We start from the raw sequence: 25194 nt of genomic DNA, 5'->3' as shown, positions 1-25194 counted from the left end.
CCTCCTAACCTAGTAACTCTTGAACAGTTTTACCACGAAGCTTTGCAACTTCTTCCGCTTTTTTCAAACGGCTTAAGCCTTCAAGCGTTGCGTTAACCATGTTCATAGAGTTCGATGAACCCAGGGATTTTGTCAAAATATCGCCGATACCAGCAAGTTCAAGTACTGCACGAACTGGTCCACCTGCGATAACTCCTGTACCTTGGGAAGCTGGTTTAAGCAGAACGCGTCCTGCTCCAAACTTACCAGTTACAAGGTGAGGAATAGAAGTGCCTACGATTGGAACATGAATCAAGTTCTTTTTCGCATCTTCAATTCCTTTGCGGATTGCATCAGGAACTTCGGAAGCTTTACCGATTCCTGCGCCAACCCAGCCATTGCCATCGCCAACGACAACAAGTGCGCTGAAGCTGAAACGACGTCCGCCTTTTACTACTTTAGCTACGCGATTAATATTAACAACTTTTTCTGTTAGCTCTAAAGTATTAGGATCTACACGCAAGTCTTTTACCTCCTTATATATCTATTTCCTAGAATTCTAGTCCAGCTTCACGAGCTGCGTCAGCCAATGCTTGCACACGTCCATGATAAAGGTATCCACCGCGGTCAAATACCACTTGGTTTACACCTTTTTCTTTCGCACGTGCTGCGATCAATGCGCCAACTTTACGAGCAGCTTCTACGTTACCACCGTTACCGATATCACTTTTCAGATCTTTATCTTGAGTGGATGCTGCAGCAATTGTAACACCAGTAGTGTCATCAATCAGTTGTGCATACATGTGTTTGGAAGAACGGAAAATGTTCAAACGTGGGCGAGCAGTAGTACCTTCAATTTTCTTACGAACGCGAAGGTGTCTTTTCAAACGTGCTTTGTTTTTATCGCCTTTAGTAATCATCTATACTTACACTCCTTTCATCACTTATGATGCGAGGCTTATGCTTAGATAGCAAGCTTTCTCACGAAAGCTCTTAGCTATTACCCGCGATCTTACGATCTTATTTCTTCTTACCAGCTTTACCTTCTTTACGAAGAATACGCTCGCCTTCATACTTGATACCTTTACCTTTATACGGCTCAGGCTCACGTACTGCACGAACTTTAGCTGCCATAGCACCAACGAGTTCTTTATCAATTCCGCGAACGATAATTTTAGTGTTTGAAGGAACTTCAAACTCAATACCGCCCTCTGGAGTGATTTCAACTGGGTGAGAGTACCCTACGTTAAGAACCAGTTTGTCACCGCTTTTGTTAGCACGGTAACCTACACCTACTAGATCCAAAGATTTCGCGAAACCTTCCGTTACACCACTTACCATGTTGGCAACAACACTGCGTGTTGTACCATGCAAAGCACGGTGGAGCTTATTGTCGGAAGGGCGCTCAACGGAAATCTCGTTTTCTAGAACACTTACTTTCATATCTTTATGAAGTTCACGGGACAAAGAACCTTTAGGACCTTTAACCGTGATTTGAGTATTCTCTAGTGTTACATTTACACCACTTGGAATGGTGATTGGTTTGCGACCAATACGAGACATGTTTGCACCTCCATTCAATTACAATTGTATTACCAAACGTAGCAGATAACCTCTCCGCCAGCTTTGGATTGACGAGCATCTTTATCCGTCATAACTCCTTTAGATGTGGAGATGATGGCAATCCCTAATCCGCCCAATACACGAGGGATTTCTTGTGATTTTGTGTAAACGCGTAGTCCTGGTTTGGAGATTCTCTTCAAACCGGAGATAACACGCTCATTGTTTGAACCGTATTTCAGGAACAAACGAATGATACCTTGTTTGCTATCTTCAACGTACTCAGCATCACGGATAAATCCTTCTTTTTTAAGGATTTCAGCGATTTCCCTTTTCACTTTTGATGCAGGGATTTCAACTGTCTCATGACGTACGATATTCGCATTACGAATGCGAGTTAGCATATCTGCAATTGGATCTGACATGACCATTTGTGTAAACCTCCTTCCCGAAAATAGGGTGATTACCAGCTTGCTTTTTTCACGCCTGGAATCTGACCTTTGTGTGCTAATTCGCGGAAACAAATCCGACAAATTTTGAACTTGCGAAGCACTGAATGCGGACGTCCGCAGCGCTCACAACGTGTGTATGCTTGCACTTTAAACTTCGGGGTACGTTGTTGTTTGACTTTCATCGAAGTTTTTGCCACTTAATATAACACCTCCTGATAGGTACGACCTGGAACCTATTTAACGAAAGGCGCTCCGAGTTGTGTTAAAAGCTCGCGAGCTTCCTCGTCGGACTTAGCCGTTGTTACGATAACGATATCCATACCACGAACTTTATCAACCTTATCATACTCAATTTCAGGGAAAATGAGTTGTTCTTTCAAACCAAGCGTGTAGTTCCCACGGCCATCAAAAGCCTTGTTGGAAATACCGCGGAAGTCACGTACACGTGGAAGTGATACGTTGAAAAGTTTATCCAAGAAATGATACATGCGCTCGCCGCGAAGTGTAACCTTCACACCGATTGGCATGTTCTCACGAAGTTTGAAACCCGCGATTGCTTTTTTGGATTTAGTTACAACTGGTTTTTGACCAGCGATTTTTTGAAGATCTTCTACTGCAGTATCAAGCACTTTGGAATTCGATACAGCCTCACCAACACCCATGTTGATAACGATTTTCTCGATTTTAGGAACTTGCATAACTGTTGAGTAGTTAAACTTTTGAATTAACGCTGGAGTAATTTCGTTCAAATAACGATCTTTCATTCTTACTGCCATGACTCAATTGCCTCCTTTCCATGCTTGTTTGTATTAGTCGATAACTTCGCCGGATTTTTTCGCGATACGAACTTTCGTTCCGTTATCCAATACTTTGTATCCTACGCGAGTAGGTTTGCCGCTCTTAGGATCAATCAGCATCACGTTAGAAACGTGGATTGCAGCTTCTTGATTCAAGATACCGCCTTGTGGGTTTTGTTGGGATGGTTTCGCATGTTTCTTAACCATGTTTACACCTTCAACCAGTACACGGTTTTGACGAGGATAAGCAGCGATTACACGGCCCTTCTTACCTTTGTCTTTACCAGTGATTACAAAAACCGTATCGTCTTTTTTCACGTGCAGTTTATTGTTATGAGATTCTAATCTCTTTTTAGTTCTTGGCATTAGCTTCTACACCTCCTGAGGTTTCCCGTAAGGAAAACAGACTAACTGTTCTTAGATAACTTCTGGAGCCAAGGATACGATCTTCATGAAGTCTCTGTCACGAAGTTCGCGTGCAACTGGTCCAAAGATACGTGTACCACGTGGACTTTTATCTTCTTTCACGATAACAGCCGCATTCTCATCAAATGAGATATATGATCCGTCTTTACGGCGAGCACCGCTCTTCGTACGAACGATAACTGCTTTAACAACGTCACCTTTTTTGACAACGCCACCAGGTGTTGCTTCTTTTACTGAACATACGATCAAATCACCAATGTGACCAACGCGACGACCAGTACCACCCAAAACACGGATACACATCAATTGCTTAGCACCGGAGTTGTCAGCGACAGCCAAACGAGTAAATGGTTGAATCATCGTATTCCCTCCTTTCGGGGTTCATATCTAGATTATTAGATAACAACTGCAACTTCAAGAACTTCAACAAGTCTCCAAGATTTATCTTTGGACAATGGTCTAGTTTCGGAAATTTTCACAGTGTCACCGATTTTAGCTTGATTGTTTTCATCATGAGCTTTGAATTTCTTCGTATATTTGATTCTCTTGTGGTAGAGATCATGTTTTTTGTAAGTTTCAACAGCAACAACAATGGTTTTATCCATTTTATCGCTGACAACTTTACCGATCAGAACTTTACGATCGTTACGTTCAGCCATCTAAGGAAGCCTCCCTTCTAGATTTGGTTACCCAATACCCAATTCTCTTTCACGCAAAATAGTCTTGGCACGAGCGATCTCTTTACGCAAATCACGAATTTGAGTCGGATTGTCCAATTGACCAGTAGCTAGTTGAAAACGGAGGTTAAAGAGTTCTTCTTTAAAACCATTAACTTTTTGCTCGATTTCAGCAGTGGTTAAGTTCCGGAATTCACTACCCTTCATTTGCTTCACCGCCTACTTCTTCTCTTTTCACGAACTTCGTTTTGATTGGAAGCTTGTGAGCAGCAAGACGCATCGCTTCGCGAGCGACCTCTTCACTAACACCAGCAAGTTCAAACAAAATTTTGCCCGGTTTTACTACGGAAACCCATTTCTCCACGTTACCTTTACCGCTACCCATACGAACTTCAAGCGGTTTTTGTGTAACTGGTTTAGCTGGGAAAATTTTAATCCAAACTTTACCGCCACGTTTGATATAACGTGTCATGGCAATACGAGCTGCTTCGATTTGACGGTTGGTTACCCAAGCCGGTTCAACTGCTTGCAGACCATATTCGCCAAAAGCTACTTCCGTTCCGCCTTTAGCGCGACCTTTCATGCTACCGCGGTGTTCTTTACGGTGTTTTACACGTTTAGGTACTAACATGATTTAATTTCCTCCTTCCGGCTGAGCCTTTTTCTTAGCTGTCGGAAGCACTTCTCCACGATAGATCCATACTTTTACACCAATACGTCCGTAAGTAGTGTGCGCTTCTGCAGTACCGTAGTCGATATCAGCACGAAGCGTATGAAGTGGAACAGTTCCTTCGCTATATCCTTCCGTACGAGCGATCTCAGCGCCGCCAAGACGTCCGCTAGTTGCTACTTTGATACCTTTTGCTCCGGATCTCATTGTTCTTTGCATAGCTTGTTTCATTGCACGACGGAAAGAAACACGACGCTCCAATTGAAGTGCAACTGCTTCAGCTACTAGGATAGCATCAAGGTCAGGGCTTTTGATTTCAGAAATGTTGATGTGAACTTTTTTATTGGACAAGCCAGCGATGTAGTTGCGAATAACTTCAACTTCAGCTCCGCCTTTACCAATAACCATTCCTGGTTTTGCAGTATGAATCGTTACGTTCACACGGTTAGCCGCGCGCTCGATGTCGATGTGGGAAACTGCAGAATCTTTAAGTTTATTTTTTAAGTATTCGCGGATTTTGACGTCTTCAAGCAACAGAGTTCCGAAATCTTTCTCTGCAAACCATTTGGACTCCCAATCACGAATAATACCAATTCTTAGGCCTACCGGGTTGACTTTCTGACCCACACGTTATCCCTCCTTATTTCTCAGATACCACGATTGTAATGTGGCTGGTACGTTTTTTGATCGCGCTAGCGCGGCCCATTGCACGTTGTTGGAACCTTTTCATTGTTGGTCCTTGGTTAACAAACGTCTCAGAAACCACTAGCTTATTAGGATCTAATGAGTAGTTATGCTCTGCATTGGCAATTGCGGAGTTTAGAAGTTTCTCCAGGATTGGAGAAGCTGCTTTAGGTGTATGACGCAGAATCGCGATCGCTTCACCTACCGCTTTTCCCCGAATCAAGTCAACAACTAGCTTTGCTTTACGAGGAGCAATCCGAGCGTGGTTCAATATTGCTTTAGCTTGCATGGTAGTACCTCCTCTCGGTTAAAAATTGAAATTAACGTTTACCGGTTTTCTTATCGTCATCGTGACCTTTGTAAGTACGTGTTGGAGCAAATTCACCAAGCTTATGTCCAACCATATCTTCTGTTACGTATACAGGCACGTGTTTTCTTCCATCGTACACTCCGAAAGTGTGACCAACGAATTGCGGGTAAATCGTAGAACGACGGGACCACGTTTTGATAACCAACTTTTTGCTGGATGTGTTCAAGTCTTCTACTTTTTTCAGTAAGTATCCATCGATAAATGGACCTTTCTTTAAGCTGCGACCCATGGGTGTTCCTCCCTTCCTTGAACCTCAAGAAAATTCATATATCCTAGATTACTTCGTACGACGACGTACAATGTATTTATCGGATGCTTTACCTTTTTTACGAGTTTTGAAACCAAGCGTCGGTTTACCCCATGGAGACATAGGTGATTTACGTCCGATTGGTGCGCGTCCTTCACCACCACCGTGTGGGTGATCATTCGGGTTCATTACAACCCCACGAACTTGAGGACGATTGCCTTTCCAACGATTACGTCCTGCTTTACCGATTTTCACGAGTTCGTGATCTTCGTTACCAACAGAACCTACAGTTGCGCGGCAAACTTTAAGAACTTTACGAACTTCACCAGAGGATAGGCGAATTGTTACATAAGTTTCTTCTTTACCAAGAAGTTGAGCTTCCGTACCAGCAGCGCGCACTAGTTGTGCACCTTTACCAGGCTTCAACTCGATGTTGTGGATAACTGTACCTACTGGAATGTTTTCCAAAGGAAGAGCGTTACCGATTTTGATGTCGGATTGTGGTCCGGATACGATACGATCGTCCACTTTAAGACCTTTAGGAGCGATGATGTATCTTTTCTCACCATCAGCATAATGGATCAATGCGATGTTTGCGGAACGGTTAGGATCGTACTCAATTGTAGCAACGCGTCCTGGTATTCCATCTTTAGTACGTTTGAAATCGATAATACGGTATTTACGTTTGTGTCCGCCGCCATGGTGACGAACTGTAATTTTACCTTGGTTATTACGACCAGCATGCTTGAACAAAGGAGCAAGCAATGATTTCTCCGGTGTTGATGTTGTGATTTCTTCAAAAGTAGAAACCGACATCGCACGACGAGCTGGTGAGGTTGGTTTATATTTTTTAATTGGCACTCTGATTTCCTCCTTACTTTAAGAAATGGTTTATACCGATTCAAAGAATTCCAATTCTTTGCTTTCTGCGCTTAGGGACACGATAGCTTTCTTCCAGATGGAAGTGTAACCAGAGTGACGACCATAACGTTTTGGCTTAGCTGGCATTCTAAGTGTGTTTACATTTGTAACTTTCACTTTGAAGATTGCTTCGATGGCTTGTTTGATTTCTGTTTTGTTAGCGCGAAGATCCACTTCGAAAACATACTTTTTGTTAGCCATTAGGTCGCTTGTACGCTCAGTGATGATCGGGCGCTTGATAATGTCGCGTGGATTTTTCATTGTGCAAGCACCTCCTCAACTTTCTGTACAGCTTCTTGCGTAATGATCAATTTGTCATACAACATGACATCACGAACATTTACGCCATTAGCAGCAACGAATTTCACACCTGGGATGTTACGAGCAGACAAAGCTACGTTGGAGTCGTTATCTACGCCTACAACCAATACTTTGCGATCAACTTTCAGGTTGTTCAAGATTGCTACAAATTCTTTCGTTTTAGGAGCATTCAATTGAAGTTGATCCAATACGATCAAGTTGTTATCAAGAACTTTCGAGGACAAAGCGGATTTGATCGCTAAGCGACGAACTTTTCTTGGCAATTTGAAACCATAGCTACGAGGAGTTGGTCCGAATACGGTACCGCCGCCTTTCCACTGTGGAGCGCGGATACTACCTTGACGAGCACGGCCTGTTCCTTTTTGTTTCCAAGGTTTACGACCACCGCCGCGAACTTCCGAACGACCTTTTGTTTTGTGAGTTCCTTGACGCACAGCTGCTTGTTGCAAAAGAACAGCTTCGTGAATCGCATGAACGTGAGGCTCAATTCCGAAAACAACGTCAGACAGTTCAACTTCTCCTACCTGAGCACCTGTTACATTATATAAAGCTACTTTTGGCATCTGTCTTCCTCCTTTCTTACTTTTTAACAGCAGACTTCACGCTAACGTAGCTGTTTTTAGGACCCGGAATGGAACCTTTAACTAGCAATACATTACGCTCAGCATCTACTTTAATGATTTGAAGATTTTGTAAAGTTACAGTCTCGTTACCCATGTGTCCTGGCAACTTTTTACCTTTTGGAACGCGGTTCGCTTGAATGGAACCCATCGAACCTGGTCCGCGGTGGTAACGGGAGCCGTGAGCCATAGGGCCTGTTGACTGGTTATGTCTTTTGATATTACCTTGGAAACCTTTACCTTTGGAAGTACCCGTTACATCAACGAATTCGCCCTCTGTGAACAGATCTGCTTTCAATTCTTGGCCAACTTCATAGTCACCCAATTGAATGCCGCGAATTTCTTTAACGTAGCGCTTAGGCGTTGCCCCTGCTTTTTTCGCATGGCCAAGCTCTGGTTTAATGATACGGCTAGCTTTCACATCATCAAAACCGATTTGGATTGACTCATATCCGTCGTTATCCACATCTTTCTTTTGAAGAACCACACATGGTCCCGCTTGAATGACAGTTACCGGAACTACATTACCCTCCGGAGTAAACAACTGAGTCATCCCTAGTTTTTTTCCTAAGATACCTTTCATCGTTGACACCTCTTTTCCTTCCTAAACGTTCATTCTATAGTTGTTTTACAGTTTGATCTCGATGTCTACGCCAGACGGTAAGTCCAAACGCATTAGAGCATCAACTGTTTGTGGTGTTGGATTCACAATATCGATTAGACGCTTATGCGTACGCATTTCGAATTGCTCACGCGAATCCTTGTACTTGTGTACCGCACGAAGAATCGTGATGATTTGCTTCTCTGTCGGAAGCGGAATCGGACCGGATACACCTGCACCGGAACGCTTGGCAGTTTCCACGATTTTCTCAGCTGATTGATCAATGATTCTGTGATCATAAGCTTTCAAACGGATACGAATTTTTTGCTTTGCCATATAAGTCCCTCCTTCTATCGCCCAATTTAGTATCGGACATACTCCGCGAAAATTCTCCAACAACCTTTCCCATGGCAAAGGGTCCGGGTGTGTCGGCAACCTTTCGCATCATCGCAACGTCACAGACCAACGTTTTATATTATATAAAATTCAAAAAGGAAATGCAAGCAAAACTTTAGGCATTCGCATAAAAAAACACTCATCGCCTAAACGATGAGTGTTTCTTCTATAAAAAGGAATTACTTTTGAATCGTAGCAACCGCGCCCGCACCAACAGTACGTCCGCCTTCACGAATCGCGAAACGAGTTCCTTCTTCGATAGCGATTGGGTTGATCAGTTCAACTGTAACTGTGATGTTATCACCTGGCATAACCATTTCAGTACCTTCTGGAAGGTTGATGATACCTGTTACGTCAGTTGTACGGAAGTAGAACTGTGGACGGTAACCAGTGAAGAAAGGCTTGTGACGGCCACCCTCTTCTTTAGTTAGTACGTAGATTTGAGCTGTGAAGTTCGTGTGTGGTTTAACAGAACCTGGTTTCGCAAGTACTTGTCCACGCTCGATATCTTTACGGTCAACACCACGAAGAAGGGCACCGATGTTGTCACCAGCTTGAGCGGAGTCAAGCAATTTGCGGAACATCTCTACGCCTGTTACTACGCATTTGCGAGTTTCTTCAGCGATACCAACGATTTCAACTTCTTCTTGAACTTTAACAGTTCCACGCTCAACACGGCCAGTAGCAACTGTTCCACGACCAGTGATGGAGAATACATCCTCAACAGGCATAAGGAACGGTTTGTCAGTTTGACGCTCTGGAGTTGGGATATAAGTGTCAACTTGTTCAAACAACTCAACAATTTTATCAGCCCATGCGCCATCTGGGTTTTGAAGAGCTTCACGAGCAGCACCGCGGATGATTGGAGTATCATCGCCTGGGAACTCGTATTCGTTAAGAAGGTCGCGAACTTCCATCTCAACCAATTCAAGCAACTCTTCGTCTTCAACCATGTCACATTTGTTAAGGAATACTACGATGTAAGGTACGCCTACTTGACGGGAAAGAAGGATGTGCTCACGAGTTTGCGGCATAGGGCCGTCAGCTGCGGATACAACCAAGATCGCTCCGTCCATTTGAGCAGCACCAGTGATCATGTTTTTAACATAGTCAGCATGTCCTGGGCAGTCAACGTGTGCGTAGTGACGGTTAGGAGTTTCGTACTCAACGTGAGCTGTGGAGATTGTGATACCGCGCTCGCGCTCTTCTGGTGCTTTATCGATTTGGTCGAAAGCTACTGCAGCTCCACCGTATCTTTTGGACAATACAGTTGTGATAGCAGCTGTCAAAGTTGTTTTACCATGGTCAACGTGACCGATAGTACCGATGTTAACATGCGGTTTATTACGTTCAAATTTAGCCTTTGCCATTTTAAACGATTCCTCCTTAGAGTAACTATTAGTTTTATATTAAGCGCCTTTGCCTTTTGCAATGATTTCTTCTGCAATGGACTTAGGTACTTCTTCATAATGTGAAAGTTCCATGGAGTAAACACCACGGCCTTGTGTTCTCGAACGAAGTGTTGTGGAATATCCAAACATTTCGGAAAGAGGTACCTTAGCACGGATGATTTGAGCGCCATGACGGTTATCCATACCTTCAATACGTCCACGACGGGAGTTAAGGTCACCCATAACATCGCCCATGTACTCTTCTGGCACAGTAACTTCAACCTTCATGATTGGTTCAAGAAGAACCGGTTTACATTTTTCTTTCGCAGCTTTAAGTGCCATGGAACCCGCGATTTTGAACGCCATTTCATTGGAGTCAACATCATGGTAAGATCCATCAACAACTGTGGCTTTGATGTCCACAAGCGGGAATCCTGCGATTACACCGTTTTTCATGGACTCTTCGATACCAGCTTGAATAGGTGCGATGTATTCTCTTGGAATAGATCCGCCCACTACTTTGCTTTCGAAAATGAAACCTGCACCCGCTTCTTGAGGTTCGAACTCAACCCAACAATGTCCGTATTGACCACGACCACCGGATTGACGAACGAATTTACCTTCAACTTTAGCCGCAGCGCGGAATGTTTCACGATAAGCAACTTGTGGTTTACCTACGTTGGTTTCTACTTTGAACTCGCGAAGCATACGGTCAACGAGGATCTCAAGGTGAAGCTCACCCATACCTGCGATGATCGTTTGTCCTGTTTCTTCGTCTGTGGAAGCACGGAAAGTCGGATCTTCTTCAGCAAGCTTTTGCAATGCGATACCCATTTTATCTTGATCGGCTTTCGTCTTCGGTTCAACAGCAAGCTGGATAACCGGTTCAGGGAAGACCATTTTCTCAAGAATAACTGGGTTTTTCTCATCACATAGTGTATCACCAGTCGTTGTATCTTTCAATCCAACGGCTGCGGCGATGTCACCAGCGTATACAATGCTGATCTCTTGACGGCTGTTCGCATGCATTTGCAGGATACGGCCAACACGCTCACGTTTGCCTTTAGTCGCGTTAACGACATAGGAACCGGAGTTCAAGGTACCAGAGTATACACGGAAGAATGTAAGACGACCAACGAAAGGATCTGTCATGATTTTGAATGCAAGCGCTGAGAACGGTTGATCGTCAGCAGACTTACGAGTCACTTCAGTACCATCGTCAAGTACACCTTTAATGTCAGGTACATCAAGTGGGGATGGCAGGTAGTTAATAACTGCATCCAACATCAATTGAACACCCTTGTTTCTGTAAGAAGACCCTACGATAACTGGGAAGATTTTCACTTCGCAGACACCTTTACGTAGAGCTGCTTTGATCTCGTCGATAGTCAGTTCTTCACCTTCGAGATATTTCATTGTAAGCTCTTCATCAAGCTCAGCAACTTTCTCGATTAGTTCCAAACGAAGTTCTGCAACTTGATCTTTGAACTCAGCAGGAATTTCAACTTTCTCGATATCCTTGCCAAGATCGTCTTTGTACATATACGCCACTTCTTCAACCAAATCAATGATACCTTTGAAATCACTCTCAGCACCGATTGGAAGTTGAATAGCAACAGCATTTGCACCAAGTTTTTGACGCATGGAATCAACTACTTGCAGGAAGTCTGCACCGATGATATCCATTTTGTTTACGTAAGCAATACGAGGAACGTTGTATTTATCAGCTTGTCTCCAAACCGTTTCCGATTGAGGCTCAACGCCCTCTTTCGCACTAAATACACCAACTGCTCCATCCAACACACGAAGGGAACGCTCTACCTCAACGGTAAAGTCAACGTGCCCCGGGGTATCGATAATATTGATGCGGTGACCTTCCCATTGCGCAGTTGTAGCGGCGGAAGTAATCGTGATTCCGCGCTCTTGTTCTTGCTCCATCCAGTCCATCGTAGCAGCACCTTCGTGCACCTCTCCGATTTTGTGAACTTTACCAGTGTAGTACAGAATGCGCTCTGTAGTAGTTGTCTTACCAGCATCAATATGAGCCATGATCCCGATATTACGTGTGTTTTTTAAGGAGAACTCTCTAGCCATAGGTCGTTATGTCTCCTTTCTATAATCTGTTTTAATATTCTACCAACGATAGTGAGCGAACGCTTTGTTAGCTTCAGCCATCTTGTGTGTATCTTCACGTTTCTTAACGGAAGAACCTGTGCTATTGCTAGCATCGATAATTTCATAAGCCAATCTTTCTTCCATCGTCTTCTCACCGCGAAGACGGGAATAGTTGACCAACCAACGCAAACCAAGTGTCGTACGACGCTCTGGTTTAACTTCGATCGGCACTTGATAGTTCGCTCCACCTACGCGGCGAGCTTTAACTTCAAGAACTGGCATGATGTTTTTGATAGCAGCTTCGAACACTTCCATCGGCTCTTTACCTGTACGATCTTTCACGAGGTTAAAAGCGTTATATAGAATGGACTGTGCTACCCCTCTTTTTCCATCGATCATAATACGATTGATAAGACGAGTAACAAGTTTGCTATTATAAATCGGATCTGGCAATACGTCTCTGCGAGTAACTGGACCTTTACGAGGCATAGTTATCCCCCTTTCTTATAAGAATCATCCCTGATTATTATTTCTTATTTTTTTACTTTCGGACGTTTAGTACCGTATTTGGAACGGGATTGCTTACGGTTGTTAACACCGGAAGTATCCAGCGCGCCACGCACGATGTGATAACGTACCCCTGGAAGATCTTTAATTCTACCTCCACGGATCAATACAACGCTGTGCTCTTGCAGGTTGTGACCGATACCTGGAATGTATGCTGTCACCTCTACACGGTTCGTTAAACGAACACGAGCATATTTACGAAGTGCGGAGTTAGGCTTCTTAGGAGTCATAGTACCTACACGCGTGCAGACACCACGTTTTTGAGGTGCACTCAAATCCGTTGCTTCTCTTTTCAAAGCGTTAAAACCTTTTTGCAAAGCTGGTGATTTAGACTTATCCACCTTCGCTTGACGACCTTTACGTACTAGTTGGTTAATTGTTGGCATATCGCCACCTCCTCCCTACATTCATAACATGATAAACTTCTTGCAAGCCCACAGATCCAGGCGAGTCATAAATGAGCAAAGAGAAAGTCTTTGCCAAGGGCAGCAGCAAAAAGTCACGAAAACTTATGTACGCTATCCCACTAACAAAAACGTCTTGAGCGTTTATTCATTTACAACAGCTGCTACCGCAGCTCCAACTTCAATTCCACATGCTTTACCTAGCATCTTCATAGAATCTACGTAGGTTATTGGCACACCCTTTTGATTACAGAGAGCTACCAGCTTTATCGTCAATCGCGGATCTGCATCTTTAGAAACAAAAACTTCAACAGCCCTGTCTTGCTCGACCGTCTTAGTGACTTTCTTCGTCCCTACACTTATATTCTTCGCCTGTTTGACTTTATCATAAGACATAAGGCACCCCCTCCAGAGAAAGGAAAGAATATCAACTTAGGCACACTACGATATATTAGCATTTTGGTGTTCCAGTGTCAAGGAAGAACTTCTTATCTTTTGACATAATCATAGATTCCCAAGAAAAACCAAGAGGGACAGCACATGTGGCCATCCCTCTCAGATGAATAGTCGTTATTCAACGGCTACTGTTTCTTTTTCGAGATCCTCATCTTGCACGAGCACTTCGTTAGGATCCGTAATACGGATGTTCCGGTAACGAGGCATACCCGTTCCTGCAGGAATGAGTTTACCGATAATAACGTTCTCTTTCAGACCAAGCAATTGGTCGACCTTACCTTTGATAGCTGCATCCGTCAAGACACGAGTTGTTTCTTGGAAGGACGCCGCAGACAAGAAGGAATCAGTTTCAAGAGACGCTTTGGTGATACCGAGCAAGATAGGTCTTGCAACGGCTGGCTCATTGCCGGCGAACAAGGCTACTTTGTTGGCTGCTTCATATTCATGAATGTCTACGAAGGAACCTGGAAGCAGAGTTGTGTCTCCAGCATCAACGATGCGGATTTTCCGCAACATTTGACGAACCATAACTTCAATATGCTTATCGTTAATTTCTACCCCTTGGTTACGGTAAACACGTTGAACCTCTTGCAGAATGTAGTTCTGCACGCCGCGGATACCTTTGATGCGAAGCATTTCTTTCGGATCGATAGATCCGTCTGTCAGCTCGTCTCCGGCTTCCACTTGTTGGTTCAGGGATACACGTACGCGGGAACCGTAAGGAACTGCATATACCTTGGATTCCGCTTCACCTTGGACTTCAATTTCACGACGATCTTTGGCTTCGCGGATTTCTTTGACGACACCGTCGATCTCGGAAATGATCGCTTGACCTTTCGGATTCCGAGCTTCGAAAAGCTCTTGAATACGCGGCAAACCTTGCGTAATATCGTCTCCGGCAACACCACCGGTATGGAACGTACGCATTGTCAACTGTGTTCCTGGCTCACCGATGGATTGAGCGGCAATAATACCTACAGCCTCACCGATCTCAACGAATTGGCCAGTCGCCAAGTTGCGTCCATAACATTTCTTACAAACGCCGTGGTTCGTACGGCAGCTAAGAACGGAACGAATTTGAAGTCTTTCAATGCCAGCATCGATAATCGCATCCGCAATTTCAGACTCGATCAATTCGTTGCGTTGAACGATAACTTCGCCTGTTTGTGGATTACGAACCGTTTCAAATGCATAGCGACCTTCAATACGGTCGTAGAGATCCTCAATAACCTCTTTACCGTCTTGGATTTTGCTAACCATGAAACCTTTATCCGTACCGCAATCGTCCTCACGAACGATAACGTCCTGCGCTACGTCTACGAGACGACGAGTCAAGTAACCGGAGTCAGCTGTACGAAGCGCTGTATCGGCAAGACCTTTACGCGCACCGTGCGTGGAGATAAAGTACTCCAAGATTGTCAGACCTTCACGGAAGTTCGATTTAATCGGCAACTCCATAATTTTACCGGATGGATTCGCCATCAAACCACGCATACCGCCAAGCTGTGTAATCTGTGATTTGTTACCCCGTGCTTTGGACTCAACCATCATAGAAATGGAGTTGTATTTATCAAGGGATTTCATCAGAATATCTGTGATTTCATCCTTCGCTTTACTCCAGATCGCGATAACACGGTCATAACGCTCTTCATCCGTAATCAAACCGCGGCGGTATTGGTTCGTTACTACGCGTACTTTCTCTTCACAATCTTTAAGAATTCCTTCTTTTTCAGTCGGAACAACTACGTCAGAGACAGCTACGGTAATACCCGCTTTAGTGGAATACGTGAATCCAAGCTCTTTAATTTTATCAAGGATCATCGATGTTTGCGTCGTGTGGTATTTACGGAAACACTCAGCAATGATGGAGCCAAGGTATTCCTTACCAACCGCTTTATTCTCAGGACGCTCAAGCATGATGGCTCTTAGATCAGCACCTTTGTCAAATACAAAGTGAGAATCCGGAATACCATTCAGCAAGTTCGTTTTGGTAGGCTCATTGATGAACGGGAAATCACTTGGATAGATTTCGTTCATAATGATTTTACCGATTGTCGTAATCAACATCGCATTTTGTTGTTTTTCGGTAAAGCTAGTTTTGTTCAACGCTTTAGCCGGAATCGCAACACGTGCATGCAACGCCATTTTGCCCGATTGGTAGGACGAGATTGCTTCATGTACAGTTCTAATGATAGAACCAGCACCTTTAGCAAATTTGTTATCCGTTGTTAAATAGAAGCTTCCAAGAACCATATCCTGTGAAGGCGTAACAACCGGTTTACCGTCTTTCGGGTTCAAAATGTTACCTGATGCCAGCATTAGCAGACGAGCTTCAGCTTGAGCTTCAGATGACAATGGAACGTGGACCGCCATTTGGTCACCGTCGAAGTCAGCGTTATACGCTGTACATACTAGCGGATGCAGCTTGATGGCACGACCTTCAACGAGAATCGGCTCGAACGCCTGAATCCCGAGTCTGTGCAGTGTGGGGGCACGGTTCAGAAGAACCGGGTGCTCCTTAATGACTTCTTCAAGAACATCCCATACATCTGGACTTACGCGCTCGACTTTACGCTTCGCACTCTTAATGTTATGGGCCAACCCTTTATTCACAAGCTCCTTCATTACGAAAGGCTTGAATAATTCAAGCGCCATTTCCTTCGGAAGACCACATTGGTACATCTTCAGGTTAGGACCTACTACGATAACGGAACGACCGGAGTAGTCAACACGTTTACCGAGCAAGTTTTGACGGAAACGCCCTTGTTTACCTTTCAGCATGTGGCTGAGGGATTTCAATGGACGGTTACCAGGACCCGTTACTGGACGGCCGCGACGACCGTTGTCGATAAGAGCATCTACTGCTTCTTGCAGCATGCGCTTCTCATTTTGAACGATGATGTCCGGTGCCCCTAGGTCGAGCAATCTTTTGAGACGGTTGTTACGATTGATAACTCGGCGATAGAGATCATTCAAGTCGGAAGTCGCGAAGCGTCCTCCGTCAAGCTGTACCATCGGACGAAGCTCCGGCGGGATGACAGGAAGTACATCTAGAATCATCCAACCTGGAAGGTTCTTCGAGTTACGGAAAGCTTCCATAACTTCCAAGCGCTTGATCGCACGATTACGTCGTTGACCTTGCGCTGTTTTCAATTCTTCTTTGAGTGTATCTACTTCACGTTCGATGTCGATATCGATCAGAAGCTTTTTAACGGCTTCAGCACCCATACCAGCCTGGAACGCATAGCCATACTTCTCACGGTAGCTACGGTACTCTTTTTCGGAAAGCAACTGCTTTTTCTCCAAAGGTGTATCCCCTGGATCAGTTACCACGTAGGAAGCGAAGTAGATGATTTCCTCCAAAGATCTTGGAGACATATCTAACGCAAGCCCCATGCGGCTTGGGATGCCTTTAAAGTACCAGATATGGGATACAGGAGCTGCAAGCTCGATGTGACCCATACGCTCGCGGCGCACTTTTTGGCGGGTTACTTCAACACCACAACGGTCACAAACGACGCCCTTGTAACGGACGCGTTTGTATTTACCGCAATGACATTCCCAATCTTTGGTTGGCCCGAAGATCTTTTCACAGAAAAGACCTTCTTTCTCAGGCTTTAAAGTTCTGTAGTTAATGGTTTCCGGCTTCTTTACTTCCCCACGGGACCAAGAGCGAATTTTATCGGGTGATGCCAAACCGATTTTCATAAACTCGAAGTTGTTAACGTCCATCAAGGAGCAACCCTCCTTTAAGAATTTAAACCCACTATGCAGTGAATCGATCTCGATCTATTGTGGCGTTCTTTATTCGTTGACTCCTAATTCAGAGCCCTCTAAATTTAGGTTTAATTTATCGCTAGTGACTTCATCGTCATCATCGGCTTCTCGCATTTCGATCTCTTCTTCGTCGCCGGAAAGGATTTTGACATCCATACCTAAGCTTTGAAGTTCTTTGATCAAAACTTTGAATGATTCCGGAACACCCGGTTCTGGAACATTCTCACCTTTGACAATGGACTCATATGTTTTCACACGTCCCACGACGTCATCGGACTTCACAGTAAGAATTTCTTGCAGCGTATAGGCAGCACCGTATGCTTCAAGCGCCCATACCTCCATCTCCCCGAAACGTTGTCCACCAAACTGTGCTTTACCACCCAGCGGCTGCTGAGTAACAAGGGAGTAAGGTCCTGTGGAACGGGCATGGATTTTATCATCAACCATGTGTGCCAATTTGATCATGTACATGACGCCAACCGTAACTTCACGTTCGAACGACTCCCCTGTACGACCATCGTACAGAATCGTTTTACCGCTGCGTTGCATGCCGGCTTCTTCCATTGCATCAAATACGTCGTACTCACGCGCTCCGTCGAATACAGGCGTAGCTGCATGGATACCAAGGTACTTGGAAGCCATACCTAAGTGGACTTCAAGCACTTGACCGATGTTCATCCGAGAAGGAACCCCTAGTGGATTCAGTACAACTTCAACCGGCGTACCATCCGGAAGGAAAGGCATATCTTCTTCAGGGAGAATACGTGCTACTACCCCTTTGTTACCATGACGTCCCGCCATTTTGTCGCCTTCGGAAATTTTCCGTTTTTGCGCAATGTAGACACGTACGAGTTGGTTCACGCCTGGAGGCAGCTCATCGCCGTTCTCACGAGTAAATACTTTCACATCAACAACGATACCATCTGTACCATGCGGTACGCGAAGGGACGTATCACGAACTTCACGAGCTTTCTCTCCGAAGATCGCATGCAGCAATCTTTCTTCCGCAGTAAGTTCAGTTACACCCTTAGGTGTTACTTTACCAACAAGGATATCGCCTGCGCCGATCTCAGCACCGACACGGATAATTCCGCGCTCGTCAAGATTCTTCAACGCATCTTCCCCAACGTTCGGGATATCGCGCGTAATCTCTTCAGGTCCCAGCTTCGTGTCACGTGCTTCTGACTCATATTCCTCAATGTGAATGGATGTGTAGACATCTTCTTTCACAAGCTTCTGGCTTAACAAGATCGCATCCTCGTAGTTGTAACCTTCCCAAGTCATGAAGGCAACGACAACGTTACGACCCAAAGCCAATTCGCCTTGCTCGGTCGATGGTCCATCAGCAAGAATATCTCCAGCTTTAATCAATTGACCCTTCTTCACGATCGGGCGTTGATTAATGCACGTACCTTGGTTGGAACGCATGAATTTGTGAAGCTTATATTTGACGATATTACCGCTAACCAATTTGCCGTCTACCATTTCCTGGCGGCGCAGCCAAATTTCATTTGCAGCAGCTTTCTCAATAATTCCATCAAATTTGGAGACAATACATACTCCCGAGTCCTTAGCGACTTTGTGCTCCATACCTGTACCAACAAGAGGTGCTTTTGGAATCAAAAGCGGTACCGCTTGACGCTGCATGTTGGATCCCATCAACGCACGGTTGGAGTCATCGTTTTCAAGGAACGGAATTAACGCAGTCGCAACGGAAACAACTTGCTTCGGAGAAACGTCCATATAGTCGACACGTTCAACCGGCAGCGTTAAGTTATCATCCTTGTAACGTACGATAATCGCTGAATCAACGAACTTGTTATCTTCCGTCAACTGCGCGTTCGCTTGCGCGATAACGTAGTTATCTTCTTCGTCAGCAGTCAGGTAAGCGATTTGGTCAGTAACAGTTCCCGTCTTCGGATCTACCCAACGGTATGGAGCTTCAATGAAGCCATACTCATTAATACGGGCAAACGTAGACAAGGAGTTGATCAAACCAATGTTCGGTCCCTCTGGAGTCTCAATTGGACACATACGGCCATAGTGAGAGTGATGCACGTCACGAACTTCCATCCCTGCGCGTTCTCTCGTCAAACCGCCCGGTCCGAGTGCAGATAGACGTCTTTTGTGCGTCAACTCAGCAAGCGGGTTCGTTTGGTCCATAAATTGAGAAAGCTGAGAGCTACCAAAGAACTCTTTAATCGACGCAATAACTGGTCGAATGTTGATCAATGCTTGCGGCGTAATGACATTCGCGTCTTGAATGGACATACGTTCACGAACAACACGTTCCATACGGGATAAACCGATACGGAATTGGTTTTGCAGCAACTCACCAACAGAACGAAGTCTACGGTTACCTAAGTGGTCAATATCATCCGTATTCCCGATGCCATGCAGCAAGTTGATGAAATAGTTAATGGATGAAATGATATCGGCAGGCGTGATGTTTTTAACTTGTTTGTCGATAACCCCGTTAGAGATTACTTTAACAACCTTGCCTTCTTCTGTAGGTGAGTACACATTAATGCACTGAACAGGGATTGTATCCGCGCCAGTTACACCTTTTGGAATGGAGAACTCTTTGTAGCCTGCTCCTTTTTCGATAAAAGGAAGGATTTCGTCTAATACACGACGATCCAGCAATTGTCCTGCTTCGGCGATGATTTCTCCCGTTTCGGAATCTACCAAAGTTTCAGCTAGACGTTGGTTGAACAATCTATTTTTGATGTGTAATTTTTTATTGATTTTGTAACGACCTACGTTAGCCAAATCATAACGCTTCGGATCAAAGAAACGAGCAACGATCAAGCTTCTTGCATTATCAAGCGTAGGTGGCTCACCCGGACGAAGACGCTCATAGATTTCGATTAACGCTTTTTCCGTAGAATCCGTGTTATCTTTATCGAGCGTATTACGGATATATTCGTTGTCACCGAGCAAATCCAAAATCTCTGCATCTGTGCCAAATCCTAAAGAACGAAGCAATACCGTAACTGGAATTTTGCGCGTGCGATCGATACGAACATAGATAATATCCTTCGCATCCGTCTCAAGCTCCAACCAAGCCCCACGGTTCGGAATAACCGTTGCCGTGTAAGTTTTTTTGCCGTTTTTATCCACTTTCGTGCTATAATAAACACTGGGGGAACGAACGAGCTGGGAGACGATTACACGCTCCGCACCGTTAATAATGAACGTTCCCGTATCGGTCATAATAGGGAAATCCCCCATGAACACTTCCTGTTCCTTGACCTCGCCGGTTTCCTTATTAATCAAACGGACTTTGACTCTTAACGGCGCCGCATAGGTTACGTCGCGTTCTTTGGATTCATCAACCGAATACTTAGGATCGCCTAAGCTATAGTCAATAAACTCCAGTACTAGGTTACCTGTGAAATCTTGAATCGGAGAGATATCCTGAAACATCTCACGTAATCCCTCTTCCAAAAACCACTCATACGATTTTTGCTGGATTTCAATCAGGTTTGGAATGCCCAGCACCTCATTAATTCGTGCATAAGTCCTGCGTTTACGTCGTCCAAATTGAACAAGATGTCCCGCCAACTTTCATTCACCCCTCAACTCTACTCAATAAATAAAAAGAAGAAGAAAAACTTCGACCGACGTACACTCAGGACGCCTCCGTTATTGGAGCCCGTCCGAATTAAGCGACTGTATGGATGAAGATTTTTCCCTGTAATCAATAAGACTTTCCAAATATTTCTTCCCATCCTGTTAGAGTTTCCTAAAATTCAAACATTATACGTTACGAGTTCAAATTTTATTCATCCTGGAGGAAAAAAAGACTTGACATTTTTGTTAACTAAAGACATGTGTCCCATCTTAATACTGACATTTTTTAATAATACCACATATGAAAAATCAAGTCAAACTAATTTCCACGATTGTCAGATAAGACTTCCGCTTACATAATACTGAAGCCTTACTTTGTGGCCTTGAGTATTTTATACCCTTTGTCCTTGGATACTTCGACAACTTCGTTGTAGACAGACTCAAGTTTCTTCATCGCTGAAGGCGCACCTTGTTTTTTCTGAATGACAACCCATATCGATCCGCCATCAACCAAACAATCATAGGCATCTGTAAAAATGCGGTGTACAATTTCTTTACCGGCGCGAATTGGAGGATTGGTGAGCACAACATCGAAACGTTGCTCTTTCACCTCCTCCAGAAGATCGCTCTGTAGGATCGACACATTAGTAATTCCATTGCGCCGTGCATTTTCAGTACTTAGCTCAATAGCCCGTTCATTAATGTCGACCATTGTCACATGCCCCTTCGGACACATCACCGCTGCTGATAAGCCAATCGGTCCATAACCACAACCAACATCAAGCACCTTGGCATCCTCTTTCAACTGCATCGTTTCGATTAAGTGTTTGCTTCCATAATCCACACCTTTTTTCGAAAAGACGCCAGCATCCGTCAGGAATGTGTACTTTCTGCCACGCAGTTCCTCTTGCGCTACATTGACATCATGCTTAACTGTAGGACGCTGCGTATAATAATGCTCTGACACGTTAAGATTCCCTCCTCATTTTTACCAATAGGAAAATCAAATAACTGCGAGCGTTCCTAAGGCTTTCCTAAGGGTAAAAGCTTAGGTAAAAAAACCTCTTGAAGGCAAGCTTCAAGAGGTTTCCTGAAAAGAAATTACTTAACTTCTACAGATGCGCCAGCTTCTGTAAGCTTAGCTTTAACAGCTTCTGCTTCTTCGGAGCTAACTTTTTCTTTTACTGGTTTTGGAGCGCCGTCAACTAGATCTTTCGCTTCTTTCAGGCCAAGACCTGTGATTTCGCGAACTACTTTAATTACGTTGATTTTGGAAGCACCAGCGCTAGTCAAGATAACATCAAACTCAGTTTGAGCTTCTTCTACTGCTACTGCTGCGCCACCGCCAGCTGCTACTGGAGCTGCTGCTGTTACGCCAAACTCTTCTTCAATTGCTTTAACCAGGTCGTTCAATTCCAAGATTGTCATGCCTTTGATTGCTTCTAGGATCGTTGCATTTGTGCTCATGGTTAAACCTCCATTATCATTAATAAATTAGTTTGTTGTTGTAAAACACTTCGTAAACTGAAATTAAGCTTGACCTTCAGCTTCTTTTTTCTCAGCAACTGCTTTAACAGCAAGTGCAAAGTTACGAACAGGAGCTTGAAGAACGCTAAGCAACATGGAGAGAAGACCATCTCTGGATGGAAGTTCAGCAAGTGCTTTAATTTGATCGTATCCAACTACGCGGCCTTCGACCACGCCACCTTTTACGCTCAATTGATCATTCTTTTTCGCAAATTCAGTCAAGATTTTCGCTGGAGCAACTAGATCGTCTTTGCTGAAAGCAATGGCAGTAGGACCTGTTAGGTACTCATCCAATTCACTTAGTTCAGCATTTGCCGATGCGCGTCTAGCCAACGAGTTCTTGAGAACTACGAATTCAATACCAGCTTCGCGCAGGGTTTTACGCAGCTGAGTTACTTGAGCTACGTTCAAACCGCGGTAGTCAGCGATGATTGTAGAAGCACTAGCTTTGAACTTTTCAGTTACTTCAGCTACCGCTTGTTGTTTCTCTGCAAGAATTTTCGCGTTTGCCATAGTACACCTCACTTCTTATGCATTTATGATTCAATATCACAAACTGTAGGAGCATCAGCATTCCTTATAACAATAAGAAATGCCTTCGTAGACGCTACGAAGGCATGATGTGTTCACTTTTTCCCTGATGTACAAAGAAATCGCTATATATATCATAACACCTCGGTAGGAAATTAAGCACGAGGCACCTACTGTCTACGGTTTGCATATTCATTTTTATGACCTTTGATAGAGTATCACGCCCAGCAACCGAAGTCAACTGGAAGCTATTACTTATCTGAAGGAGCTTACGTTCACTCGAACACTTGGTCCCATTGTGGAGGATACAGCAATGTTTTTCAGGTAAACACCTTTAGCAGCTGCTGGTTTCGCTCTTACAAGCGCATCAACCAATGCTTTGAAGTTTTCGTTCAACTTGTCTGCATCGAAAGATACTTTACCAAGTGGAGCATGAATTTGTCCTGCTTTGTCAAGACGATACTCGATTTTACCAGCTTTGATCTCCTGAACAGCTTTCGTAACGTCGAAAGTAACTGTTCCTGCTTTAGGGTTCGGCATTAAACCTTTACCCCCGAGGATACGACCCAGTTTACCAACTTCGCTCATCATGTCTGGAGTAGCTACGCAAACGTCGAACTCGAACCAACCTTGTTGAATTTTGTTGATCATGTCAGCATCACCAACAAAATCTGCACCAGCTGCTTCAGCTTCTTTCGCTTTCTCGCCTTTAGCAAATACAAGTACACGTTTCGTTTTACCAGTACCGTGTGGAAGTACTACGACACCACGAACAGCCTGGTCTTGTTTTCTTGGGTCTACACCCAGACGAACTGCAACATCTACAGTTTCATCAAATTTAGCAGGAGCTGTTTTCTTAACAAGCTCGATTGCTTCTGACGGATCGTACAAAGTTTCAGCATTAACAAGCTGAGATACTTCGCGGTATTTCTTACCGTGTTTAGGCATAATGTATATCCTCCTTAGTGGTATTAGCGGATAATCCTCCCACCGAGCGACCTCAAAGTTTTCCAAGAAAACTTCTACGTAAACCGCTGTTTACACAGCCGCATTCCTTGCGGAATTAATCTTCGATAGTGATTCCCATGCTGCGAGCTGTACCTTCAACCATACGCATTGCAGCCTCAACGGATGCAGCATTCAGGTCAGGCATTTTTTGTTCTGCGATTTCGCGAACTTTTGCACGTTTCACAGTTGCAACTTTCTTTTTGTTTGGTTCACCGGATCCTTTTTCGATACCAGCAACGACGCGAAGAAGAACTGCAGCCGGAGGCGTTTTAGTGATGAATGTAAAGGAACGATCCTCGAATACTGTAATCTCAACCGGAATGATAAGGCCTACTTGATCAGCAGTACGAGCGTTAAACTCTTTACAGAAAGCCATAATGTTCACACCTGCTTGACCCAATGCTGGACCGATCGGTGGTGCTGGATTTGCTTTCGCAGCTTGAACTTGAAGCTTCACGATTTTAATAACCTTTTTTGCCATGTTAGACACCTCCTGTTTATAATATAGATCCCACTAACGAAGGTCTATCCCGAGGAATAGACCTGGTAGAAACCCTTGGTTGTCTTGTGTTATAGCTTTTCCACTTGGTCGAAATCGAGCTCAAGCGGGGTTTCCCTACCAAACATGTTGACATGCACCTTAAGTTTACCCTTGTCAGCCACAATTTCCTCAACAGATCCGACAAAGTTTGCGAAAGGTCCCACCTTGACGCGTACGGTCTCTTTGAGTTCGAAGTCGATCTTCGCCTTCGGCTCTTCCATTCCCATATGCTTCAAAATAGATTCAACTTCCTCAGGTAATAATGCAGTCGGTTTAGAGCCGGATCCCGTAGAGCCTACGAATCCAGTGACTCCTGGCGTATTACGAACTACGTACCAAGAGTCGTCCGTCTGAATCATTTCTACGAGAACATAACCTGGATAAACTTTACGCATGACGACTTTTTTCTTGCCGTCTTTATTTACCAGTTCCTCTTCCATAGGCACAAGCACACGGAAGATCTTGTCCGTCATTTCCATGGATTCAACACGTTTCTCCAGGTTGGCTTTCACTTTGTTCTCATACCCTGAATAGGTATGTACGACGTACCATCTTTTTTCCATGAATAAATTCACCTATA

The 25194-nt window shown here is 44.3% G+C and carries 32 protein-coding genes and 1 other annotated feature; all 32 genes read right to left on the bottom strand.

All coding sequences use genetic code 11. The annotated features are described in order from the left end of the window. Window positions 1–4: 4 nt before the first annotated feature. The 32 genes from rpsE to nusG all read right to left on the bottom strand — a co-directional run bounded on the left by rpsE (window position 5) and on the right by nusG (window position 25177). Entirely contained in the window at window positions 5–502 is a 498-nt protein-coding gene (gene rpsE, locus ACUN27_RS02345) for a 30S ribosomal protein S5 (RefSeq protein WP_029196451.1), read from the bottom strand. 28 nt (window positions 503–530) lie between these two features. Then, complete coding sequence (gene rplR / locus ACUN27_RS02340; RefSeq protein WP_157326747.1) at window positions 531–899, bottom strand: 50S ribosomal protein L18; 369 nt, start codon at window positions 897–899, stop codon at window positions 531–533. 100 nt (window positions 900–999) lie between these two features. Further along, window positions 1000–1542 (bottom strand): 50S ribosomal protein L6, encoded by a 543-nt coding sequence (gene rplF, locus ACUN27_RS02335; protein ID WP_315955990.1) that lies wholly within the window; start codon window positions 1540–1542, stop codon window positions 1000–1002. Between the two features lie 29 nt (window positions 1543–1571). Then, entirely contained in the window at window positions 1572–1970 is a 399-nt protein-coding gene (gene rpsH, locus ACUN27_RS02330; RefSeq protein ID WP_029196454.1) for a 30S ribosomal protein S8, read from the bottom strand. Between the two features lie 32 nt (window positions 1971–2002). Continuing rightward, window positions 2003–2188: a type Z 30S ribosomal protein S14 gene (locus ACUN27_RS02325; RefSeq protein WP_029196455.1), complete on the bottom strand. Its 186-nt coding sequence runs from the start codon at window positions 2186–2188 to the stop codon at window positions 2003–2005. 36 nt (window positions 2189–2224) lie between these two features. After that, window positions 2225–2767: a 50S ribosomal protein L5 gene (rplE, locus tag ACUN27_RS02320; RefSeq protein ID WP_157326749.1), complete on the bottom strand. Its 543-nt coding sequence runs from the start codon at window positions 2765–2767 to the stop codon at window positions 2225–2227. Window positions 2768–2800: 33 nt separating this feature from the next. Continuing rightward, complete coding sequence (gene rplX, locus ACUN27_RS02315; RefSeq protein ID WP_209856245.1) at window positions 2801–3154, bottom strand: 50S ribosomal protein L24; 354 nt, start codon at window positions 3152–3154, stop codon at window positions 2801–2803. Between the two features lie 51 nt (window positions 3155–3205). Further along, window positions 3206–3574, bottom strand: coding sequence for a 50S ribosomal protein L14 (gene rplN / locus ACUN27_RS02310; RefSeq protein WP_028557485.1), 369 nt, complete (start codon window positions 3572–3574; stop codon window positions 3206–3208). A 35-nt stretch (window positions 3575–3609) separates the two neighbouring features. Next, the gene (gene rpsQ / locus ACUN27_RS02305; protein WP_157326750.1) at window positions 3610–3873 is read right to left on the bottom strand and encodes a 30S ribosomal protein S17; all 264 of its coding nucleotides are present in this window, start codon (window positions 3871–3873) and stop codon (window positions 3610–3612) included. 27 nt (window positions 3874–3900) lie between these two features. Next, a complete protein-coding gene (gene rpmC, locus ACUN27_RS02300; protein WP_028557487.1) occupies window positions 3901–4098 on the bottom strand; it encodes a 50S ribosomal protein L29 in 198 nt (65 codons plus the stop codon). Further along, complete coding sequence (gene rplP, locus ACUN27_RS02295) at window positions 4088–4522, bottom strand: 50S ribosomal protein L16 (RefSeq protein WP_157326751.1); 435 nt, start codon at window positions 4520–4522, stop codon at window positions 4088–4090. Before rplP ends, rpmC begins: the two co-directional genes overlap by 11 nt. A gap of 3 nt (window positions 4523–4525) precedes the next feature. Beyond that, window positions 4526–5188: a 30S ribosomal protein S3 gene (gene rpsC / locus ACUN27_RS02290; RefSeq protein ID WP_167067701.1), complete on the bottom strand. Its 663-nt coding sequence runs from the start codon at window positions 5186–5188 to the stop codon at window positions 4526–4528. Between the two features lie 13 nt (window positions 5189–5201). Continuing rightward, window positions 5202–5534: a 50S ribosomal protein L22 gene (gene rplV, locus ACUN27_RS02285; protein WP_028557490.1), complete on the bottom strand. Its 333-nt coding sequence runs from the start codon at window positions 5532–5534 to the stop codon at window positions 5202–5204. 31 nt (window positions 5535–5565) lie between these two features. After that, window positions 5566–5844 (bottom strand): 30S ribosomal protein S19, encoded by a 279-nt coding sequence (rpsS, locus tag ACUN27_RS02280; RefSeq protein ID WP_029196461.1) that lies wholly within the window; start codon window positions 5842–5844, stop codon window positions 5566–5568. 48 nt (window positions 5845–5892) lie between these two features. After that, the gene (rplB, locus tag ACUN27_RS02275) at window positions 5893–6723 is read right to left on the bottom strand and encodes a 50S ribosomal protein L2 (protein WP_315955991.1); all 831 of its coding nucleotides are present in this window, start codon (window positions 6721–6723) and stop codon (window positions 5893–5895) included. 30 nt (window positions 6724–6753) lie between these two features. Then, window positions 6754–7044 (bottom strand): 50S ribosomal protein L23, encoded by a 291-nt coding sequence (gene rplW, locus ACUN27_RS02270; RefSeq protein ID WP_127457540.1) that lies wholly within the window; start codon window positions 7042–7044, stop codon window positions 6754–6756. Then, the gene (gene rplD / locus ACUN27_RS02265) at window positions 7041–7667 is read right to left on the bottom strand and encodes a 50S ribosomal protein L4 (RefSeq protein ID WP_127457541.1); all 627 of its coding nucleotides are present in this window, start codon (window positions 7665–7667) and stop codon (window positions 7041–7043) included. The genes rplW and rplD overlap by 4 nt, the downstream gene beginning before the upstream one ends. A 16-nt stretch (window positions 7668–7683) precedes the next feature. Then, window positions 7684–8307 carry a 50S ribosomal protein L3 gene (gene rplC / locus ACUN27_RS02260; RefSeq protein WP_029196463.1) on the bottom strand — a complete coding sequence of 208 codons (624 nt, stop codon included), beginning with the start codon at window positions 8305–8307 and terminating at the stop codon, window positions 7684–7686. Between the two features lie 45 nt (window positions 8308–8352). Then, a complete protein-coding gene (rpsJ, locus tag ACUN27_RS02255; protein ID WP_028557496.1) occupies window positions 8353–8661 on the bottom strand; it encodes a 30S ribosomal protein S10 in 309 nt (102 codons plus the stop codon). A gap of 239 nt (window positions 8662–8900) precedes the next feature. After that, window positions 8901–10091, bottom strand: coding sequence for an elongation factor Tu (tuf, locus tag ACUN27_RS02250; RefSeq protein ID WP_145669490.1), 1191 nt, complete (start codon window positions 10089–10091; stop codon window positions 8901–8903). Between the two features lie 39 nt (window positions 10092–10130). Beyond that, complete coding sequence (gene fusA / locus ACUN27_RS02245) at window positions 10131–12206, bottom strand: elongation factor G (RefSeq protein WP_315955992.1); 2076 nt, start codon at window positions 12204–12206, stop codon at window positions 10131–10133. 39 nt (window positions 12207–12245) lie between these two features. Beyond that, entirely contained in the window at window positions 12246–12716 is a 471-nt protein-coding gene (gene rpsG / locus ACUN27_RS02240; protein WP_127457544.1) for a 30S ribosomal protein S7, read from the bottom strand. A 44-nt stretch (window positions 12717–12760) separates the two neighbouring features. Further along, the gene (gene rpsL, locus ACUN27_RS02235) at window positions 12761–13180 is read right to left on the bottom strand and encodes a 30S ribosomal protein S12 (protein WP_028557500.1); all 420 of its coding nucleotides are present in this window, start codon (window positions 13178–13180) and stop codon (window positions 12761–12763) included. 162 nt (window positions 13181–13342) lie between these two features. Further along, window positions 13343–13594, bottom strand: a complete 252-nt coding sequence (locus ACUN27_RS02230) for a ribosomal L7Ae/L30e/S12e/Gadd45 family protein (RefSeq protein ID WP_145669483.1) — start codon at window positions 13592–13594, stop codon at window positions 13343–13345. Between the two features lie 174 nt (window positions 13595–13768). Next, entirely contained in the window at window positions 13769–17389 is a 3621-nt protein-coding gene (gene rpoC, locus ACUN27_RS02225) for a DNA-directed RNA polymerase subunit beta' (RefSeq protein ID WP_445558318.1), read from the bottom strand. A gap of 69 nt (window positions 17390–17458) precedes the next feature. Beyond that, window positions 17459–20998 (bottom strand): DNA-directed RNA polymerase subunit beta, encoded by a 3540-nt coding sequence (gene rpoB, locus ACUN27_RS02220; protein ID WP_315955994.1) that lies wholly within the window; start codon window positions 20996–20998, stop codon window positions 17459–17461. A 379-nt stretch (window positions 20999–21377) separates the two neighbouring features. After that, window positions 21378–21974, bottom strand: coding sequence for a class I SAM-dependent methyltransferase (locus tag ACUN27_RS02215; RefSeq protein WP_326063010.1), 597 nt, complete (start codon window positions 21972–21974; stop codon window positions 21378–21380). Window positions 21975–22108: 134 nt separating this feature from the next. After that, complete coding sequence (gene rplL / locus ACUN27_RS02210) at window positions 22109–22474, bottom strand: 50S ribosomal protein L7/L12 (RefSeq protein WP_127457549.1); 366 nt, start codon at window positions 22472–22474, stop codon at window positions 22109–22111. Between the two features lie 63 nt (window positions 22475–22537). Further along, on the bottom strand, window positions 22538–23047 hold the full coding sequence (rplJ, locus tag ACUN27_RS02205; protein ID WP_127457550.1) for a 50S ribosomal protein L10: 510 nt from the start codon (window positions 23045–23047) through the stop codon (window positions 22538–22540). Between the two features lie 65 nt (window positions 23048–23112). Continuing rightward, window positions 23113–23266 (bottom strand) — a sequence feature (ribosomal protein L10 leader region). A 54-nt stretch (window positions 23267–23320) separates the two neighbouring features. Next, complete coding sequence (rplA, locus tag ACUN27_RS02200; protein WP_127457551.1) at window positions 23321–24013, bottom strand: 50S ribosomal protein L1; 693 nt, start codon at window positions 24011–24013, stop codon at window positions 23321–23323. A gap of 115 nt (window positions 24014–24128) precedes the next feature. Continuing rightward, window positions 24129–24554, bottom strand: a complete 426-nt coding sequence (gene rplK / locus ACUN27_RS02195; protein ID WP_029196472.1) for a 50S ribosomal protein L11 — start codon at window positions 24552–24554, stop codon at window positions 24129–24131. An 89-nt stretch (window positions 24555–24643) separates the two neighbouring features. Continuing rightward, window positions 24644–25177 carry a transcription termination/antitermination protein NusG gene (gene nusG, locus ACUN27_RS02190; RefSeq protein WP_126144113.1) on the bottom strand — a complete coding sequence of 178 codons (534 nt, stop codon included), beginning with the start codon at window positions 25175–25177 and terminating at the stop codon, window positions 24644–24646. Window positions 25178–25194 lie beyond the last annotated feature (17 nt).

The organism is Paenibacillus sp. WC2504, from assembly GCF_052682475.1.
The sequence above is the reverse complement of the archived record's forward strand: the minus strand, read 5'-3'. Positions and strand labels throughout refer to the sequence as shown.